This window comes from Winogradskyella ouciana (assembly GCF_965284585.1).
In the GTDB taxonomy this organism is placed as follows: Bacteria; Bacteroidota; Bacteroidia; order Flavobacteriales; family Flavobacteriaceae; genus Winogradskyella; species Winogradskyella ouciana.
Genome location: NZ_OZ260095.1, coordinates 1,801,683 through 1,820,625, shown reverse-complemented (window position 1 = coordinate 1,820,625; position 18,943 = coordinate 1,801,683). Strand labels below are relative to the sequence as shown.

The 18,943-nt window shown below is 34.6% G+C and carries 15 protein-coding genes; 7 read left to right on the top strand and 8 right to left on the bottom strand.

Annotated elements, in window-relative coordinates; translation table 11 throughout:
* Window positions 1-97: 97 nt before the first annotated feature.
* The 4 genes from ACQ65V_RS07910 to ACQ65V_RS07895 all read right to left on the bottom strand — a co-directional run bounded on the left by ACQ65V_RS07910 (window position 98) and on the right by ACQ65V_RS07895 (window position 7,708).
* Window positions 98-1,993, bottom strand: coding sequence for a putative porin (locus tag ACQ65V_RS07910; RefSeq protein ID WP_430467512.1), 1,896 nt, complete (start codon window positions 1,991-1,993; stop codon window positions 98-100).
* Between the two features lie 200 nt (window positions 1,994-2,193).
* Entirely contained in the window at window positions 2,194-2,910 is a 717-nt protein-coding gene (locus ACQ65V_RS07905; protein ID WP_155090338.1) for a DUF1735 domain-containing protein, read from the bottom strand.
* 23 nt (window positions 2,911-2,933) lie between these two features.
* Window positions 2,934-4,430 carry a RagB/SusD family nutrient uptake outer membrane protein gene (locus tag ACQ65V_RS07900; protein ID WP_155090340.1) on the bottom strand — a complete coding sequence of 499 codons (1,497 nt, stop codon included), beginning with the start codon at window positions 4,428-4,430 and terminating at the stop codon, window positions 2,934-2,936.
* A gap of 17 nt (window positions 4,431-4,447) precedes the next feature.
* Window positions 4,448-7,708 (bottom strand): SusC/RagA family TonB-linked outer membrane protein, encoded by a 3,261-nt coding sequence (locus tag ACQ65V_RS07895; RefSeq protein WP_430467511.1) that lies wholly within the window; start codon window positions 7,706-7,708, stop codon window positions 4,448-4,450.
* Between the two features lie 214 nt (window positions 7,709-7,922).
* Between ACQ65V_RS07895 and ACQ65V_RS07890 the strand changes: the two genes are divergently transcribed.
* The 4 genes from ACQ65V_RS07890 (at window position 7,923) to ACQ65V_RS07875 (ending at window position 13,752) form a co-directional block, all read left to right on the top strand.
* Window positions 7,923-8,525, top strand: coding sequence for a ribonuclease HII (locus ACQ65V_RS07890; RefSeq protein ID WP_430467510.1), 603 nt, complete (start codon window positions 7,923-7,925; stop codon window positions 8,523-8,525).
* 30 nt (window positions 8,526-8,555) lie between these two features.
* Window positions 8,556-10,913, top strand: coding sequence for a ribonuclease HII (locus ACQ65V_RS07885; RefSeq protein WP_430467509.1), 2,358 nt, complete (start codon window positions 8,556-8,558; stop codon window positions 10,911-10,913).
* 81 nt (window positions 10,914-10,994) lie between these two features.
* The gene (locus tag ACQ65V_RS07880; protein WP_430467508.1) at window positions 10,995-12,548 is read left to right on the top strand and encodes an OmpA family protein; all 1,554 of its coding nucleotides are present in this window, start codon (window positions 10,995-10,997) and stop codon (window positions 12,546-12,548) included.
* 154 nt (window positions 12,549-12,702) lie between these two features.
* The gene (locus tag ACQ65V_RS07875) at window positions 12,703-13,752 is read left to right on the top strand and encodes a nucleoid-associated protein (RefSeq protein ID WP_430467507.1); all 1,050 of its coding nucleotides are present in this window, start codon (window positions 12,703-12,705) and stop codon (window positions 13,750-13,752) included.
* Window positions 13,753-13,815: 63 nt separating this feature from the next.
* Here the strand turns inward: ACQ65V_RS07875 and ACQ65V_RS07870 are convergent, their stop codons facing one another.
* Window positions 13,816-14,808, bottom strand: coding sequence for a hypothetical protein (locus ACQ65V_RS07870; protein ID WP_273293001.1), 993 nt, complete (start codon window positions 14,806-14,808; stop codon window positions 13,816-13,818).
* Between the two features lie 264 nt (window positions 14,809-15,072).
* On the opposite strand from ACQ65V_RS07870, the gene ACQ65V_RS07865 reads away from it, so the two are divergent.
* Window positions 15,073-15,513: a hypothetical protein gene (locus tag ACQ65V_RS07865; protein ID WP_430467506.1), complete on the top strand. Its 441-nt coding sequence runs from the start codon at window positions 15,073-15,075 to the stop codon at window positions 15,511-15,513.
* Window positions 15,514-15,542: 29 nt separating this feature from the next.
* On the opposite strand, the gene lipB is transcribed toward ACQ65V_RS07865, so the two are convergent.
* From lipB to ACQ65V_RS07850, 3 genes are read right to left on the bottom strand one after another with little or no spacing between them, the layout of a single operon-like run.
* Window positions 15,543-16,241: a lipoyl(octanoyl) transferase LipB gene (lipB, locus tag ACQ65V_RS07860; protein ID WP_430467505.1), complete on the bottom strand. Its 699-nt coding sequence runs from the start codon at window positions 16,239-16,241 to the stop codon at window positions 15,543-15,545.
* 3 nt (window positions 16,242-16,244) lie between these two features.
* Window positions 16,245-17,048, bottom strand: a complete 804-nt coding sequence (locus ACQ65V_RS07855; RefSeq protein ID WP_430467504.1) for a hypothetical protein — start codon at window positions 17,046-17,048, stop codon at window positions 16,245-16,247.
* A 39-nt stretch (window positions 17,049-17,087) separates the two neighbouring features.
* A complete protein-coding gene (locus tag ACQ65V_RS07850) occupies window positions 17,088-17,246 on the bottom strand; it encodes a YqaE/Pmp3 family membrane protein (protein WP_155090056.1) in 159 nt (52 codons plus the stop codon).
* A gap of 108 nt (window positions 17,247-17,354) precedes the next feature.
* Here ACQ65V_RS07850 and ACQ65V_RS07845 point away from each other — a divergent pair, with 108 nt between their 5' ends.
* Both ACQ65V_RS07845 and ACQ65V_RS07840 read left to right on the top strand, forming a co-directional pair.
* The gene (locus tag ACQ65V_RS07845) at window positions 17,355-18,413 is read left to right on the top strand and encodes a response regulator transcription factor (RefSeq protein ID WP_430467503.1); all 1,059 of its coding nucleotides are present in this window, start codon (window positions 17,355-17,357) and stop codon (window positions 18,411-18,413) included.
* A gap of 109 nt (window positions 18,414-18,522) precedes the next feature.
* A complete protein-coding gene (locus ACQ65V_RS07840) occupies window positions 18,523-18,930 on the top strand; it encodes a DUF1573 domain-containing protein (RefSeq protein WP_430467502.1) in 408 nt (135 codons plus the stop codon).
* Window positions 18,931-18,943 lie beyond the last annotated feature (13 nt).

Here is an 18,943-nt window from a genome sequence, read left to right as displayed (position 1 = left end):
TTGGGAAATATTTTCAAAGTATTTTTAGTTAGCTTATTTCGAGGTGGTTATGAATAGGATATTGTTTAAACTAATAGAATTGGTTAGAAGGATGCGTTTATAAGAAGAAGTCCCAAACTAATCCAAAGCGAATAGTAAAGTCTCTGTAAGGATGATTAGGAGCGGAAAAATAATCATAGCCTGTAAATGCAGAATTAAAATGTTCTGCTTTTAGAAAAATTCTTGTTTGTCTAATTTTGGCATTGATAAAGAAATCTAGTCGAGGGAATGCTCCTAGCTCAGTTTGATTCTGTGTATAAAATTCTGCAAGAAGTGGATCATAGCCATTCATATTATATTTAGTAAAGTAATTTAAGGTTACCCCTGTTTGCAACGTCATTGCCTTTTTAAAAAGCTGATTAGAATAATAAAGAGTATTTCTTATAATTAAATTGGGCACATTTAGAACCTTTTCATCGCTGACTACATTTTGATACATTACTGTATTATCTAAAGCAAAATTACCTAACCGAAATTCTTTTTGAACCTTAAGCCTCAAATACTGTAAAGACTCATTATACTGTTCTGGCTTAATGATTTTATTTTTATCAATGGTCGTGTCTAAATTAAAATAAGTGTAATTTTCTATATTCGAAATATCGAATGATGCATTTAGGAATTTTTCTGAAACGATATTAAATCTTAATTGTTGTGAATTAATATTTCTGAAGTTTGAGTAATTATGCCAGTTATAGTTAATAAAATCACTTTGATACAATAAATAATTATAATTTGGAAGTCTTGAGCTTACATTGATTCCTCCATTTACCTCTATATTCTCATTCAATTCCACAGCTAACTTAACATCAAAATAACTTCCTACAAATTCTTCAGAAAAATTAATTTTAGCATCACCTTCGAGTTTTATTGAGTTTATTGTTTTCTTAAATGAAGCATTTGCACCTAAGAAGTTTGCTTTTATTCTATTTGGAATTATTTCATCCGATAATAGAACAACACTATCATACCCATAGTTTATGTCTGAATAAAAAACCCCAAGCTGCAGGTTTCCAAGGATATTATTGTAATAGTCTATTTTGAAGCTTGAATTAAAATGTTCTAAGGTTACCTTATCATTTATATTGTTAGTGAATGAGTTTCCAAAATAATCATTGGAAGGCGAGTCTTGATAATATTGATAATACTTATCTTCAAAAAATGTTTCGTTTACTATAGATAAATAATTATTGGCTGAGTCATTCTTTTTGATTATATCATAAGAATGATTAATAAAGAATCTCTTCCCTACTAAAATATTTTCTGCATTTTCTATATTCATATCAAAAACAGATCTATCTATAAAATCCTCATCACCAGATATAAAATTCTCTAAATCCTCATCTAATAAACCACCATTCTCTTGATTCAACAAATCTTGCATTACAATATGTCCTTTGGCGTTATACTTCTTATTCTTGGTACTATAATTTGAAGTAAAACGAAAATTACCAGAACTTGTTAAAGCGTTTTGATAATTACCTAAAGATCTCAACCCTTTGTAGGCAATCGAAAAGTTAAATTGCTTTGACAGATTTACTGCAAAAAAAGCATCTAGCATCTGTCCTTGTTCAAAGGCAGTCTTATACGTTAGTCGAGTCCATGGAGTTGGTACTTCATAATATTTAATGTCATCATCTTCGTAGTAATTAAAATGCCTTGCTCTCGCACCGAACAACGGTTTGGTTTCTTTAGAATTGAAATTATGACTAAGTGTATTATATGTTTGGCCAATATTTGCAAATGGCATTAATCCAAAGTTGTCTTTTTGAAGATAGTTAAATTTATAATCCTTCTTTATTGACAATGTAGTATCGACTACAACCGTATCGACCTCAGTATTAAACTGCAAGTACATATCTATAGAAGCTAAATTTTTAAACCCTTTTGATCTTTTCACGTCAGATGTGTCATTTTCAAAAGGGTTTTCTCTATTGACAACATTTCCTTTATTCAACTTTGTTTGACCGTAAATATCGTTATAGAAAAAGATTAAAGAAAAAAATAACAGGCACCTGAAGTATGACATAAAAAACTTTATATAACTAAACAGTTATTATATGAATATATTTTACGGTAAAAATAAATAATAAAAAAAGATCTACGTTAATAACGCAGATCTTTTAAACTTATTTAAAAACAGATAAATCTGTCTACTTATGGCAATGTAAATGATGTTGTTTCACTAGCACCAAAAGAACCACCTGAAGCAAGAACTGTTGTTCCAAGATTCAGTGTATATGATCCATTACCATATGCACAGCAAATACCATCACCGAAAGAATCGAATATAGTGAATTCATAAGTACCATTATCCAAACAGAAAGTTGTTGAGAAGCTACCTCCGGTATAACCATCACCTGAGAATAACACTGAACCACCTTGAGTGATTTCCCAACTAGTTTCTCCTGCATAATCATCAAAATTGATTAATAGAGAAACTTCATTAGTAGGACAAACTTGAGTTACATTTAATGTAATTGGCCCGCTTGTAAACGCTTCTGTTGTAGAAGCCAAGGCTAAAACCAAAGTTTCGCCACCTGCACTAATATTGGTATCACTAATCTGTACCGTAAGAGCTCCTTCATTAGAACCCCCTGGAATTGTTACTGACGAAGGCACAGTATATGCCGCTGGATCTAAGGATGAAGCATCCGTGTCCACAACAACACTAAACGTTCTATCAGAACCGGTAATGTTACCAGCATAAACTTTGATGTCGTTAGTTGAAGAACTACCGATATCTACACCAAAGGCAAATGAGGTATCTTCAAAAGTAACATAATTAACACTATTACCTGTAGCATCTTCATCGCAACTGTAAGCAGTTGCAATGAAAATACCAAGTATTATATAATTTAAAATTTTCTTCATGAGATAAGTCTTGATTTAGTTAATTAATTTTGTTCGTTAATGAAAACGTTACTTTGAATTTCCAATTCAGGGATTTCAAAAGTTAAACGCTCATCATTATGCATAAATGATTCACCAACAAAAGATAAGTGGTTACTTCCTCTCACACCTGTTGATGTCTGGTTACGCTTTATAGAAAGGTATGTTTTACCTTCACCCCAAAACTCAATACGGGTCTGTAAGTGAATTTCAGCCAATAAAGCCGCTCCTGACAATCCATTTAAATAAGATGTGTCTGGCAAACGTTGGTCCAATACCTCTCTCAATGCAGTTCTAGCTGGTCCATCCTGGCCCATTTTTGCTAAAGCCTCTGCTTTTAAGATGTGCATCTCAGCAATTCTCATGTATACATAATCAGCTACAACCGATCCACTTGGTCCACCGATAATTCTACTGGCATCGTAGAACTTATCCAATGGCATTAGGTTATAATAACCTGAACCCGGGAAGAACTGTGCTTTTCTAGCATCATCAGCAGGAATAGCATCATATAGGTTTTGATCTATAGCCTTGGCATCACCTGCCCAAGCATAACTATATGAGAATGCATCCATTTGTCCCCACCAAGAAACAAGTCTTAATCCGATATCACCATTAAGGTCTACACCCCAAATCCATCCTGGAGTAGCCACATTGTTAAAACCACCTGTAACCTCAGCTGCGGTCATTACCGTAGCACCAGTTCCAGAAATCACAGCATCACATAACGCAACAACTTCGCCCATACGAGAAACATCACGTTGAGAAGCAATAGCATAAGCTAACATGGCCTGTGCAACTTCCTTGTTCACCTGGGTCTTAGTTGGCCTGTTATATACATCCAACAATACGATGGCTCTGTTAAGATCACTTTCTATTAGTGCAAAAACCTCAGCAGCAGTAGATTTACCTACACCTACGTTAGTTACTGTTCTATAGATTGGAAGGATCTCTTGTGAAGGGTTGTAATCATTCTGCATATACTGGGTCAAATACCAGTAAGAATGAGCACGCATAGCTAAAGCCTGTCCTAGAGTAGCTCTGTTATCCAAATTTTCTGGATCCGCTTCATCACCACCTAAAGTTTCAATTACGGTATTGGCAGCACGTATCATTCTATAATAGTGTCTCCAAACTTGGTAATTATCTAAAAAGGTGAAATCTTCAGTACACTGCATCTCAGTAATACTAGCTCTATACCATCCATAAGTACTTACGGACAGGGCAACATCACTAGATAAGAAATCAGCAAACAGGTCATAGGCTTTATGACCGAAGTCATCATGCCCACCGGTACCACCTGTACCAGTTGTATACATCGTAGAGTAAACACCCTCGATGAAACCTGTTACGATATCAGGGTTGTTACTCGCAGCTTCACCAAGCTGGTTGATATTCTGAAAACCACTTTCAGGGTTTTCGTTCACAAAGTCATCAGAACACCCTAAGAATGTTAGAAGTAGTCCCGAGACCATCATTAATTTAATTACATTTTTTTTCATTATCGCTTTTTTTTAAGTTAAAATTTCAATTTCACACCTAAAGTAAAAGTACTCAACGGCGCGTATAATCTACGACCTGTATTACCACTCTCACTTGTTCTAGGGTTGAAACCTTCTCTAGCACTTGATAACCACAAGTTGTCACCAGAGACATATATGTTTACTAAATCCAATCCTGTCTTATCTAAAAATTTAGAAGGTAAAGTATAACCTACTAAAATATTATTTAAGGCCAAGAAATCAGTTTTAGTTAAAAATCTTGTTGAAGTTGATGTACCGTTCACTATGGCATTATCCGATAGTCTAGGAACATTAGTAATATCACCTGGCTGTTGCCATCTTGCTCTAATATCAGAGTGATAATTATTACCAGCAGCACCAAAACGGTCACTCATTAACTCACCGTACTGATTATCTAAAGCATAACCTCCAATTTGATAAGTAAATTGTGTAGATAAGTTCCAGTTTTTATACTTTGCAGATATACGGAATGCTCCTGACACATCTGGAATACCAGACTTACCAACATACTTTTCAGTTGCATTTGAATACGTCTTAGTAATAGTACGTTGAATATTAGGCTCAGTAGTAGTTGAAGCTAAATATTGTGTTAATCCAACATTTAACTCTTCACCTGAATCTAAAACACCGTTATTATTTTGATCATCATAGTACTGGTACCACATTGGCGCACCGTCTGATGGATCAACACCAGCCCATTCTCTGATATAAAAATCAAAAATTGAACTACCAACTGAATATCCATAAGGTGCATTTCTAGTATCAAGCACCTCTTGCTCACCTGTTTGTGGACTGATATACATTTCCTTGATTTCGTTATCTATCAAAGCACCATTAACACTTAGGTCTAATTTAAAGTCATCAGTGTTTATAACATGACCTGTGAAATCAAATTCCAAACCGTTATTTCTAAGTACACCTTCATTAATAGTTAATGTTGCTACACCAGTAGAAATCGTATTGGTTCTTGTAAAGAATAGGTTTTCAGTATCCTTGATAAAGTAATCAATAGAGCCATCTAACCAAGTCCCAAGACTAAACTCAAGACCAGCTTGATATTGTATAGCTGTCTCCCAAGTTAAATCAGGGTTCTCAAAAGTATTAGCTGGGAAAGCAAATCCACCAGAACCATTGTTGGTAATACTAAATGTATCGATACCTGTATAGAAACCTACACCTGCTTCATCACCTGTCTTACCATAAGATGCTTTTAACTTTAAGAAGTTAATAAAGCTATCGGACATAAAATCTTCGTTTGAAATAATCCAAGCACCACCAACAGAATAGAAAGTTTCCCATTTGTTGAAAGCAAACTTAGATGATCCATCACGACGAGCAGATAACGTTAAGTAATATGTATCGTCAAAATCGTAATTAACCTGACCGAAGTAAGATTCCAAAGTTCTTGCAGATCTACCTCCTGTAGAAGGACCTGGCTGAACAATATATTGATTTAATTCGTCGATATCAGGGTTCACAACAGTAGTCTTGAAAGTAGAATGGAAATTAGTTTCAAACTTGTTCCCCTCGTGTGCCACTAAAGCCTCTAAAGAGTGGTTTCCAAAATCTCTACGGTAACGTAATAACTGTAAGAAGTTAAGTGTTAATCTTTCTGTATTTGTTTGCGTAATATTACCACCATCATTTCTTGCTGTTCCATAGAATGGGTTACCAACAGATTTGAAAATACTATTAGAATACTGTGCACCAAATGTAGTTTCGAAAGTCAAATCATCAGTGAACTTGATCTTACCAGTAAAACTACCGTTCATTTCGTGTCTATCAGTACCAACAAAATCTAAAGTTGCTGTACCAATAGGGTTTAATAAGTTGGCGTTGGTTCTTGATCTAGTCGGTATTGTTGGGTTTGGACTACTTGGCCCTACAGATGCTGAACCATAATCATACTGGAACCCACCGAAAATAGGATCTGGCACCAATTGATAGTTTTGATCTCTTAAAAATACTGGGAAAAACGGCTGCATTTTATCTGCAAATTCAAATACGTTTTCAGATCCTGCGGTTTGTCCATTATTCTGTGTTTGAGAATAAGCATAACCTATATTAGCACCAAGTGTCAACCACTCTTTTACGTTAGAGTTAACGTTTATTCTTGTCGTATATCTCTTAAATCCTGTATTCTTTGCATAACCATCATCATCAAGGAAACCAAAAGACACAAAATATCTAGAGTCAGCATTACCACCAGCCATTCTTAAGTTGGCCTCTGTTCTGTAGGCTGCATCAAAAGCTGCATCCTCATAACGCAATGGAGTATAACGTCTTGTAACACCATCTCTTACCGCACGCGTTACCGGATCAATTAATTCACCACCATCAGCAACATTCCACATGTTGTATGCAGGATCAATCATACCAGGCGTAAACAACGTATTGTTTGCAAAGGCTACAGGATCTGCAACACCAGTTACCTGACCTCTACCTAAAAGCCCTTCCCATACAAATGCAATAGATTCTTCAGGTGAAGTTATTACATCGTAACGAGGAATCAACTGTGCATTAACACCAGTTCTAACGTCTAGCTCAACATAAGATTCTGTTGAACTACCTCCTTTTGTTGTGATCAATACAACACCATTTGCACCACGAGAACCGTAGATAGCTGTTGCAGTTGCATCCTTAAGGATGGTAGTAGATTTAATATCTGCTGGGTTAATCGCATTCAAACTACCAGTATAAGGTACACCATCAATTACATATAGTGGTGCTCTGTTACCATTAATGGAACCGAAACCTCTAATACGTACTGTAGAAGTCGTACCTGGTTGCCCAGAAGTATTGATTACTGTTACACCAGCTGCCTCACCAGCAAGTGACTGAGATACGTTAGAGAAGTTTTTCGTCTCTATATCTTCATTGTTTACCACTTTCGCTGTACCAGCATAAGCTTTTTTAGTTGTAGTACCATAACCAATAACAACAACTTCTTCTAAAGCGTTGTCTAGTTCTAATGCTACATCGTAAGTATTACTAGCGCCAATTGTAACTTCGGCAGTCTTCATACCTACATAAGAAATTTCTAATACATCTCCTGTATTGACACCGATGGAATATTTTCCATCAAAGTCTGTTTGCGCACCTCTTGAGGTACCTTTTACAATTACACTAGCGCCTGGAAGGGGTAAACCATCGTCTGCTGTTGTAACTGTACCTGTGACAGTTTTCTCTTGTGCAAAAGAAAATTGCATCACGAACGCCATGAAAAGCGTTAATAACCATGTTAACTTTAATTTCATAAAACAATTATTTGAGTTAGTCTAGTTGCAAACATCTTAATTAAATATTAAATAAACAAGTGTTTTTGCCAAAAAAATGTTAAGGTAATTATCAATACGCAAACAAAAACTTGCAAACAAAAATTCAATGTTTATAACATATAACTCACTAGGTAGATGCAAAAACTGTAAAAGGGTTGCGTTAAAATTTTAACTTTGCCTAAACTTTAACATTTTGACTTTAAAAATTCAGTTTTCATCTTTTGAATTAGAATGCGGTACCGATGAGGCTGGCAGAGGCTGTCTCGCTGGCCCTGTTACAGCCGCTGCAGTTATACTGCCTTCAAAATTTAACAATACCATATTAAATGATTCTAAACAACTCTCAGAAAAAAACAGAAACCTACTAAGACCTATTATTGAAACTGAAGCCCTATCATTCGCCGTTCAGCATATTTCCGAAACCGAAATTGATAGCATCAACATTTTAAATGCTTCCATTAAGGCTATGCACGGCTCTATTTCTCAACTAAAAATTAATCCTAATTATATAGTTGTAGATGGTAATAAGTTTAAACCTTACAAATCTATCCCACATAAAACCATTATAAAAGGAGATAGTAAGTTTCTGAATATTGCTGCTGCATCTATCTTGGCGAAAACCTATAGAGATGCATATATGGAACAAATCCATGAAGAATTCCCAATGTATAACTGGAAACAAAACAAAGGCTACCCTACCAAAGAGCACAGAGCAGCCATTCAAAAATACGGTATCACAAAATACCATAGAAAATCCTTTAGATTATTGCCAGAGCAATATCGTTTGGACATATAACTTTTTATATTTGCAGATATATACATCTTAATGAAGCGATTTTGTTTTTTATTGGTTTTGTTCTCTGTGGTAATATCTTGTCAGAAAGACTATGACAAAATTAAATCACCTTATAAATTCTTACCGTCTGAAACCAATTCCGTTTTTGCAGTTAATGAATTAAATGACTTTGTTAAAAGCATAAAAAATCATAACATTTTATCTAGTATATATATTAAGGAGTTAACAAATGCATCCTCTGTTTTAGAAAACCTCAATACAACAAGGCAGATTTATATCGCTTTTTTGGGCGAAAATAACTCAGATTACCTCATTCTTACAGAGAATGATCCTACTCTATTTATAGTAGATTCTATACCAAATCATATTTCTGAAAACCTCAATGATTTAAAAGTCAATAAAACCCAAATAGATTCTACGGTTTTCTATCATAAAAGCTTAAGCAATGTTTTTGCCGCTTCAAATAATCTGGAAATTTTAAAAAACCTCAATTATAATCAAGATAATAATGAGCTAACAACCCTTATAGAAACTTCAGATAGCAAGTCAATTGCATCCCTGGTATTTAAATCCAACTCCTCAAATTATTCTAGGCTTCTATTTTCCAAAGAAGTTGAGAGCGCCAATTATTCTGTATTAGACTTAAACTATTCAGACAAAAGTCTTCAATACAATGGTATTACCACTTCAAGTGATTCTATTGAAATTAAAATCGATTGTTTTAAAAATACAATTCCGCAAAAAACCCAATCTATAAACATTGCGCCATCAAATACGGAATCATTAATAAGTATTTCGTATGATGATTTTTCAATTTTCAACAAAAACATTCACCGTTTGCGCAAAGTGGAAATTGATAGTATACAGACATTCTTAAACTTCACCAATGAAATCGCTCAAATTGACAATGCCATTATTTTGCACTCTTTAGATACAGATTTAGTTTTAGAAACCATAGAAGTAAAGTCAAATATTGAAACTTTTAGAGATATTGATATTTATGAGTTTGGGGATTCTGATTTTTTTCAAGATCGATTACAGCCTTTTATTACGTTTGAAAATGCTCGTTATTTTTCAACGTATGATGAATTCATCATCTTTTCAAATTCTACAGAGACCTTAAAATCAATTATTGCTGATGCACTAAACAATAATACTTTAGTGAACACTGATTCTTTTGAAAGTATTAGCGAAAACCTTAGTGATGAAGCTTCGCTTTTTATTTTTAAAAATTCTGAAGGCTTATCAAAAATCTTTGAAAAAACCATTAAAGGTTATAATGCCAATGCGGTTCAATTTATTTATGAAGATGGCTATGCTCATGTCAACGGTATCATTAAAGAATTCAAAAAAAGAAGGGCTTCAAACTCAGTAACGGAAGCATTTTCCGTGACTCTTGACGATCCTATTATTTCCGCACCTCAAACCGTTAAAAATCACGTAACCAAAGCTCATGATATAGCAGTGCAAGACGTTAACAATGTGCTATACCTTATCTCAAGCACAGGTAACGTTCTCTGGCAAAAACAATTACAAGGAAAAATCCTCGGAAAAATAGAACAAATCGACATGTACAAAAACGGAAGATTACAACTTGCATTTGTTACTCCTAACCGATTGTATGTGCTGGATAGAAACGGTAATGATGTCTCACCATTTCCGCATAGGTTCAATGATGAAATCACACAACCACTTTCAGTTTTTGATTATGATAAACGGAAAAACTATAGATTGCTAATCACCCAAGGCAAAAACCTTTTGATGTACGACGCTAAAGGCAAATCCGTAAATGGATTTAACTACGGAAACAATGGTTCTGAAATTACTACACAGCCCAAGCACTTTAGAATTGGCAGTAAAGACTACATTGCTTTTGCAGCAGGCGAAACATTGAAAATATTAAATCGTCAAGGCAACGTGCGTATCAACGTAAAGGATAATATCCGTTTTTCCGACAATGAGGTGTATCTCTATAAAAATAAATTTACTACAACAAACACCTTAGGGCATTTAGTACAAGTAGATACGAGAGGAAAGTTGAGCACAAAAAACCTCAACTTAACCGACAACCATCATTTGGAAACCACAAGCAAAACCTTGGTCTCAATGACCGAAAACAAGCTAAATATAAAGTCAAGAACTGTAGACTTAGATTATGGCAATTACACAGCACCTAGAATCTTTTATCTCAACGATAAAATCTATGTGACCACTACAGACCTACAATCTAAAAAAGTGTACTTGTTTGATAGCCAAGCGAAGTCTATTCCTAACTTTCCTGTTTTTGGAACTTCTGCAGCTGAGCTACAAAAGTTAGACCAAGACAAAGGTCTAGAGCTCATTACACAAGCCGATGATAAAACTATAATAGTTTACAAACTACACTAAATTTATTGCTACACACACATTTCATTTTTTAGTATCAATAGTTATTCTTATTTTTAGACAGCTATTAATCAATTACTTAAAATGAAACATCCAGCATTTTTCAAACAGTTTTTAATCACAATCTGCCTCACCTTTTTTCTTGCTCCCAATCTTGAAGCACAAACAAAGCGTATAAAGCGCCCAAAAAGTAGTGTGGGTATTTCTAGCGTTGACAACTATGTACGTAATTCTTTCGATCTTTATGACAAAGTCTATAAATACGACGGATATGCAGCAGCTGGCACACCTCTAGACGACGATGATATAGATGTTTTGGAAGATGCCCTTGATGACCTCGCGCTCATAAGTGAAAGCGCACCAGATATCCTTAGTAGTTTGGATGGGCAAAATGCGTTTAAAAAAGCCAAAGCTACGTTGCAAATCAACAAAGCAAATAAAGCACTTAAATACAGTGTCAAAACCGCTAAGGAACTTTTGGCTGGTGAACGAGAACGAGAAAAGGATGATGATGACAGTTCTGAATCTAACGAAAATAGCGATGAAGAATCAGACAAGAACATCAATAATGACAATTCTACTGACGACGGTGAAGAAGAACCATCCAATGTTTCAGATGGTTTAGAAGTTTATAGCAAATATGATTTTGTACCAGGTGACAAAATTTTATTCTTTGACGATTTTTCCCAGGATTTTGTTGGTGACCTTCCTAGTAAATGGAACACCAATGGCTCTGGTGCAATTGTAAAACTTAATAAAGTTGAAGGCAATTGGTTTGAGCTCAAAGCTGGGTATCGTCTTTATGTTATTCCTGATATTAATGAGCTCCCAGAAGACTATACTATTGAATTTGATGTGTTAACCTCTGGCTTAAGCAACCAAACATCTTCTGGAGCCAGACTTCATATTGTGCTTAGCGATACCAATGCGTTTAGTAACGGAAAGACGCATTATGCTGCAGTAACACTGCCATTGGGTCAGTATGCAGCATTTAATATTAATGCTTACAATCACTTTAATGGTAAGGGCGGAATGATTAATTCTGGACTGACTGCAGATATTAGAGACGAAGTCAAAAATCAACCTCACATTGCTATCTCAGTAACCAAAAAACGTTATCGCCTTTGGGTTAATGAAGTAAAATATGTTGATATCCCTAGATTTATTGAAGAATTAGATGTTCTAAATTATTTAAAGTTTCATTTGTATGGACTTAAAGATAGTGAAGAACGAGTGTTTATTAAAAACATTAAAGTCGCCGAAGGCGGTGTGGATTTAAGACGCAAATTACTAAGTGAAGGAAAGATATCAACTAACGGAATCTTGTTTGATTCTGGTTCTGCGAATATTCAACCACAGTCACTAGGAATTGTACGCCAGATATCACAAGTGCTGATGCAAGACGAAAGCATAAAACTCAATATCATTGGCCACACGGATTCTGATGGCCCAGATGATGCCAATCTAAAATTATCCAAAGCTAGGGCTGCAGCAGTTAAGGATGCACTGGTAAACATTTACAATATCTCTGCTGATCGCTTAACTACAGATGGCAAAGGCGAAACACAACCTGTCGGAGATAATGGTACAGCAGACGGAAAAGCACTAAACAGACGCGTAGAATTTGTAAAAACATAACGATAACCAAATCTAAAGTCCTCGAGTCCTGAAAACGCCAAATTTATTTTGGCGTTTTCTCCGTTATATGTCCTTCCTTTTGTAACATTGCAACTCTAATTTTAATTAATTGTGCAAGCGTTTCGTAACCTTGTCATTATATCAGAATTTTAAAATGATTAAACGCCAAAAAGCATCTATAAAGCACTGTATTATTCATAAAGTCGGTAATAAATTTAATGACACAAAAAATGCATTTTCCGACACTACTGTAGATTTTGATGAAGCCACTTATAACCTCATGCTACCCTATCTGTTAAAACCTTTTGTGAGTGCAGCAGAAAGCTATCGTTTTCATCATCATAGCGACGTTGGTTTGAACGAAATCAACACGTATTCCGAGCAATTATTTAAGGATGAGGCTGATTTTGTTGAAGTTTCTAAACATATCCTCACGCACTTATATGAGCAGAGTAATTCGGCACAAATAAAAACGGGAGATGTGCTCATTTGTCATTTTGAAAACATACAGTACGAAGACTATTTCACCGACGCTATCGGCATCTATAAAATTGAAAATAAAACCGAGTTTTTCCAAACCTATTTAGAAGGTGGCAATTATGATATTTTAGTGCAAAAAGGCATACAGGCCAAGAAAGTTGACAAAGGTTGTTTAATATTGAACACCTCTGATATGGAAGGCAAAATTGTCTTTAGTGTAGACAATAATACCTACGACACACAATATTGGATTAAAAGCTTTCTCAACATTACTTATCCCGACGACAGCAACCAACACACCAAAAATTGTATTGAGCTATGCCGAGAATTTTCTAAAGAAGTATTACAGCCCAATTTTGGTGGCCAAGCCCAAAGTAATTTTTTGGCCAATACAGTAGATTTCTTTAAGGAAAATGAGATTGTAAATATTGAAACCTTTAAAGAAGAAGTCTTTGATGAAGAAGACCAAATACAGCTCTTTGAGGATTACAAGAAAAACTATGAATCTGAGAATAAGGTATTGATTAGAAACCAGTTTGATGTATCGGAACGGGTTTTAAAAAAGCAAAAACAAAAGATTAAAACCGAAATAAAACTAGACACCAACATACAAATAAAACTCGATGTAGATGCACCAGATGCCTCTGCCGAATACCTAGAACGCGGTTATGACGACGACAAAAAAATGCACTTTTACAAGGTATTTTTTAATGCTGAGGCTTAAACAAATAAAACGTGCTCGTTTATAACAAAACAAGCACGTTTTTGCATTTAAAAATAACGGGATTTAAAGATGCTTTTTCACAAACTTTATAATCTCTTTTATGATATCATCTACTATATCTTGTTCTGCACTAAAAGGCGTTCCATCAGCATATCTAGGTAAGGTACCAGGACCATCAGGACTGCAATGATCTACATCTATAGATCTACGCCATACATCTGCATGATGTCTCCACTCATTTTGATCCACTATACTAGGCGCATCAAACCATACATTCCAGGCCAAAATGTTACCTTTCTGTAGCATATTACCAGAACCTAAGTTAAAGGCTTTCATCACCAAATTATTAAATTCAGCAACCATAGGGTGTTCAGCTACGTCAATATCACCAATCTCTACTTCAACATTTGCATGGCTCCAAGCTACGTTCTCATGTTTAGTAAAGTCAGGTAGATTTCCGTCCATAAACAATCCATCTCTTAAAGCTATAACTCTCGTTTTTTCTTTATCAGTTTGAAACGTATTCAGCTCTATCGCTTTATCCTTTTCTGAAGGAAATTTATAACCCAAATTATTAAGCTCAAATACAGACCATAATAATTTCCCTATTGCTGACTCATTAGCACTTGGGCTGAACCAAATCTTAGGTTTTACCGATAAATCTGCAGCTAAAGACTTATTGGATTCATCAACCCATCCTTTTTGTCCGGTTACAGTCACTTCAACATTAAAAGTCCCTATACCAGGTAAAAAAGTACCTTGCTGAGGGCAAATAATAGACCAAGATTGCCCAGTATCATCATAGCCAATTCTTGAAATATCTGGTGCAAACATCTGAAAACAGCGCTTAGGATCTTTTTCTCCTTTACGTGTTTCCCAAGTAAATTCTGGCCAAAGCACACGCTGTTGTCGTGTTATATTATCAATACAATTTAGGTTCTTATTAAATTTTAAATTATCTAAATCTGGGTTAGGATAATTCATTTCAGGATGTTTCTTTAAAAATCCACCTTTCCAACCTGGAGCTGGTATATGATTTGGCTTTAGCTTTTTCATGGTTCTCTAATATTTAGTTTACTAATGATGTAAAATTAAACCATCAATCCGCTATTTCTGCCAGTAGAAAAACGCCAATTATAATACAGGTATTAATACTTGAATAGGAATTTGTTTAGGTTATTAGAGTATTTAAAAAATGTACTTTTACAAGGTGTTTTTTAATGCTGAGGCTAGTTTGAGATTGTAAATATTTTCAACTAATTTAGCTAAGATTTGGTGCAAACCATTAATACGGACTTATCACTTAATATGGGGATTTAGATGAAAAAATTTACAATTTTATTACTTTATATATTATTCAGTCATATGCAAAGTTATGCACAAATAGTTGACTCGTTAACAGTTGATTACTTTAAAGACTCAATTCAGAATAGAAAAGTGTTTCAATTAAAACACAAATCAAATGTTATAAAATTTAAAGTTTTTCAGAGATATGTCCAATATTATAGAGATTATGGACCAGAATCTCAAAATGCTGTTTATTATTCAGACATCTTGATTGAAAACATATCAGACGATATTAATAAGGACGAGATAAAAGAATTATTAACATTTGTTGCAAAAGAAATAGAAGTAGAAATATTAACGGCATTTAAAGATTATCGAGCGTACAATATATTTTATCAAGCATGGACTAAAAGTCCGACTGCAGAGCAACACTTAAGGGAAAATTCATATCATATAAATTTAAGTGATAATTAAAATACAGCTCTAAATGAATGATTAACATATCAAACCAACTCAGCCTCAAACATTTTTGCAAAATGCTTTAAAAGCTTCTGCTTCACCTCTTCCTCATCAACCTTATCCATACCTAATTCATTATTTAATGAGGTCACCGCTTTCCCTCTAATACCACATGGAATAATATTATCAAAATAACCTAAATCTGCATTGACATTCAATGCAAAGCCGTGCATGGTCACCCAACGGCTGGCACGTACTCCCATGGCACAGATTTTACGTGCAAACGGAGTGCCAACATCTAACCATACGCCTGTTTCGCCAGGACTGCGCTCGGCTTGTAAACCGTATTCTGCTAACGTAAGAATAATCATTTCCTCCAAAAACCGGAGATATTTGTGGATATCGGTAAAGAAATTATCTAAATCTAAAATCGGGTAGCCTACAATTTGTCCAGGACCATGATAGGTAATATCTCCTCCTCTATTAATTTTGTAAAATGTTGCTCCCTTTTCTGTGAGCTGCTCCTCGGACAGCAGTAAATTAGACAAGTCTCCACTCTTGCCCAAAGTATAGACATGAGGATGCTCCACAAAAAGAAAATGGTTGTCGGTCTCTAAACCTGCATCTTCTCTTCTATTCTTTATTTTTGTATCTAAAATGGCTTTAAAAAGGGTTTCTTGGTAATCCCAAGTGTCTTTAAAATCCTTTAAGCCTAAATCTTCAAACTTTACGGTTTTATTCAAATCTTAATCTTCTAAAACAACATCTAAATTTAATGCCGTATCATCATCTTTTAACGTATCCCAATCAACTTTATAAGTTACCGTTTTACCATCTTCAGAAATGACAGCATTTTCTTTTGACACCGATTTTACTTTTCTCGGAAATTTATAAATAAGCGTGTAATAAGATCCTGAGAAAATCTCTTGAAACTGCATTTCAAATTGCTCGGAAAATTCATCCTTTTCGCCTTCTTCTTCCATTTCATCTAAAGATTCTTCAGAATCACCAGAATTCATTGAATTAGGCTCAAAACGTGAAAAAGTATTATTCTCAAATGTATATTTTACTTTATCAGTCTTTGTCAACACATCTAATTGTTCCGATGGCGCTTGCCCATCTTTATTCCCTATAGCCTTAACATAATTCATGGTTTCATCCATCTGTTCAAAGACATTTCCCAATTCATTGAAATCCTCAAAAGTCTTTCCCATTTTAATGTTAAAAACATTGTTGGCTTCATCGATGTTCATGTCTAAAACCATTCCCTTTAATGTTTCAAATTTAGCTCTTTGTTCTTCTGAAAGAGTAGCTATGCTATCTTTATGAGCTTCATAAAAGTCATTGAAAACTATAGTAGTATCCATTTTTTCCATCTTTGGTCCTTCCGCAGAAGAAGGCCTATTTTCTGATGCAAATTCCATCATTGGCGCCAAATCCATTGTGGTAGCATATTTACCACTCATGTCCTCATTAAAGATTATAGATTCAGTAACATTACAACTCGTTAAAAAACAGGTAATAGCAAATAATAGGATTAATTTTTTCATGTGTACTTTATGGATTTAGTAAAGTACAAAGATACGGATTTATCGCTCAGGATTATTTAGAATTACCAATGCTGCAATTACGCCAGGAACCCAACCGCAAAGCCATAATAAAAACGTGATAAAAATAGAACCACAACCTTTATCCAATACGGCTAAAGGTGGGCAAATAATAGACAATATAACTCGCCAGATACTCATAATTTTCGTTTGATGATTTGATGTACTGATATGACGCAGTTTTGTTAAAATTGTTACAGTTTTAAAAGTCGCATTACGCTACTGAACAAAATTTTGTAGATTCGTTTTATGCAATTTAGAATCTTAATAGCATTTTTATTGACTTCGCTATTCTGTGAAGCGCAATATTCGTTTTCGGGTTATATTAATCCTGATGAATGGCAAAGCACAGTCTATCTTTCAATAGTTGAGGATTATCGTAAAATGTCTGGTGTCTATTCTGAGCAGATTATTGCCAAGACTACTGCTGACGAAACTGGCTTCTTCGAATTTAAAGGCAATATGCTAGATGCTGAAAATCGAATTTATCGCATCCATGTTGATAAGTGTTCTGAAACCCAACAAGATCTCAATCATTTTAATGGACATTGTAGTGATAGTGAAGAACTATTATTTATAGCAAAAAACACCGATACCCTCAACCTTCCTTTTTCCTTCGGTAATCAAGTCTTTTGCAAAATAGAATCGAGTAATCCTAAAGCGAATGCCTTTTTAAAAATCGATTCATTGAAAAACGACATGCGTTTCGCCTATGGTGCTGTAAGAAGTGAAGCCAATCGCAAACTCAACAACAAAAAATGGTTTAAAGCATTACAATCTTACGGAGAGGCTTTAAATGAGCCTATTGCAGAACTATCCATCTATGCCTATCTATCGGATAGAAGGAGTGATTTGCATAGCTACTATGTTGAGGACTTACAAAATAACCCATATTACGATAATCTAAAGACACGGCTCGAGAACGCCTATCCGAATGCCACTTATACGGTTCAGTACAGAAATGAATTGGCCGCAGATCGTTATATGTTGGCCTCATCAGGTGGAAATGCCGTAGCAACCAATTGGAATATTTACCTCTATTTTATTCTAGCGCTTTCGTTTTTACTGAATGCTTTTTTATTGTATCGTAATTGGAAACAAAAGCAATCGAAAACCGAAGACTTAAAAGCTAAATTATCTAAACAAGAACAAGTTGTTTTAGAGCATTTGCTTAAAGACAAAACCAATAAAGACATTGCCGAAGCACTTTTTCTAAGTGTTAGCACCGTAAAATCTCACACCAATAACATCTATAAGAAATTGAATGTGCAATCTAGAGATGATGCTAAATCGCTGTTTATTAAATAGTTGAAAAATTCAACCTAGGTACTAGTACCGATTTCCAACCTTTATTTTTCATTTTTTTTGAAATTATAACTGAAGTTTGTTGCAGTATTAATCATAAAAAATTTTAATCATGAAACGAACACTCAACACATTAATCATTTTAGTTCTAGCCATTGGACTCTTCAATGCAACTTCAACAGAATTCGACAAATACGATACAAAAGTTGCTGTCATTAAATTTAAGACTGAAGTCATCGATTACGGAACCATAGAACAACACTCAGACGGTACAAGAACCTTTACATTTACTAATGAAGGAGATGCACCATTATTGATAACCAAAGTAAAAACAAGCTGCGGTTGTACAGTGCCTAGTTATTCTAAAGCTCCTATTATGCCAGGAGATTCTGGAGAATTAGAAATTAAATATGATACCAAAAGAATAGGTGCATTTACTAAAACTGTTACAGTTACTTCTAATGCCGAAGGCGGTAACAAGATCCTTAAAATCAAAGGAAATATTATAGCTTCAAAATAATTTCAAACCAAAA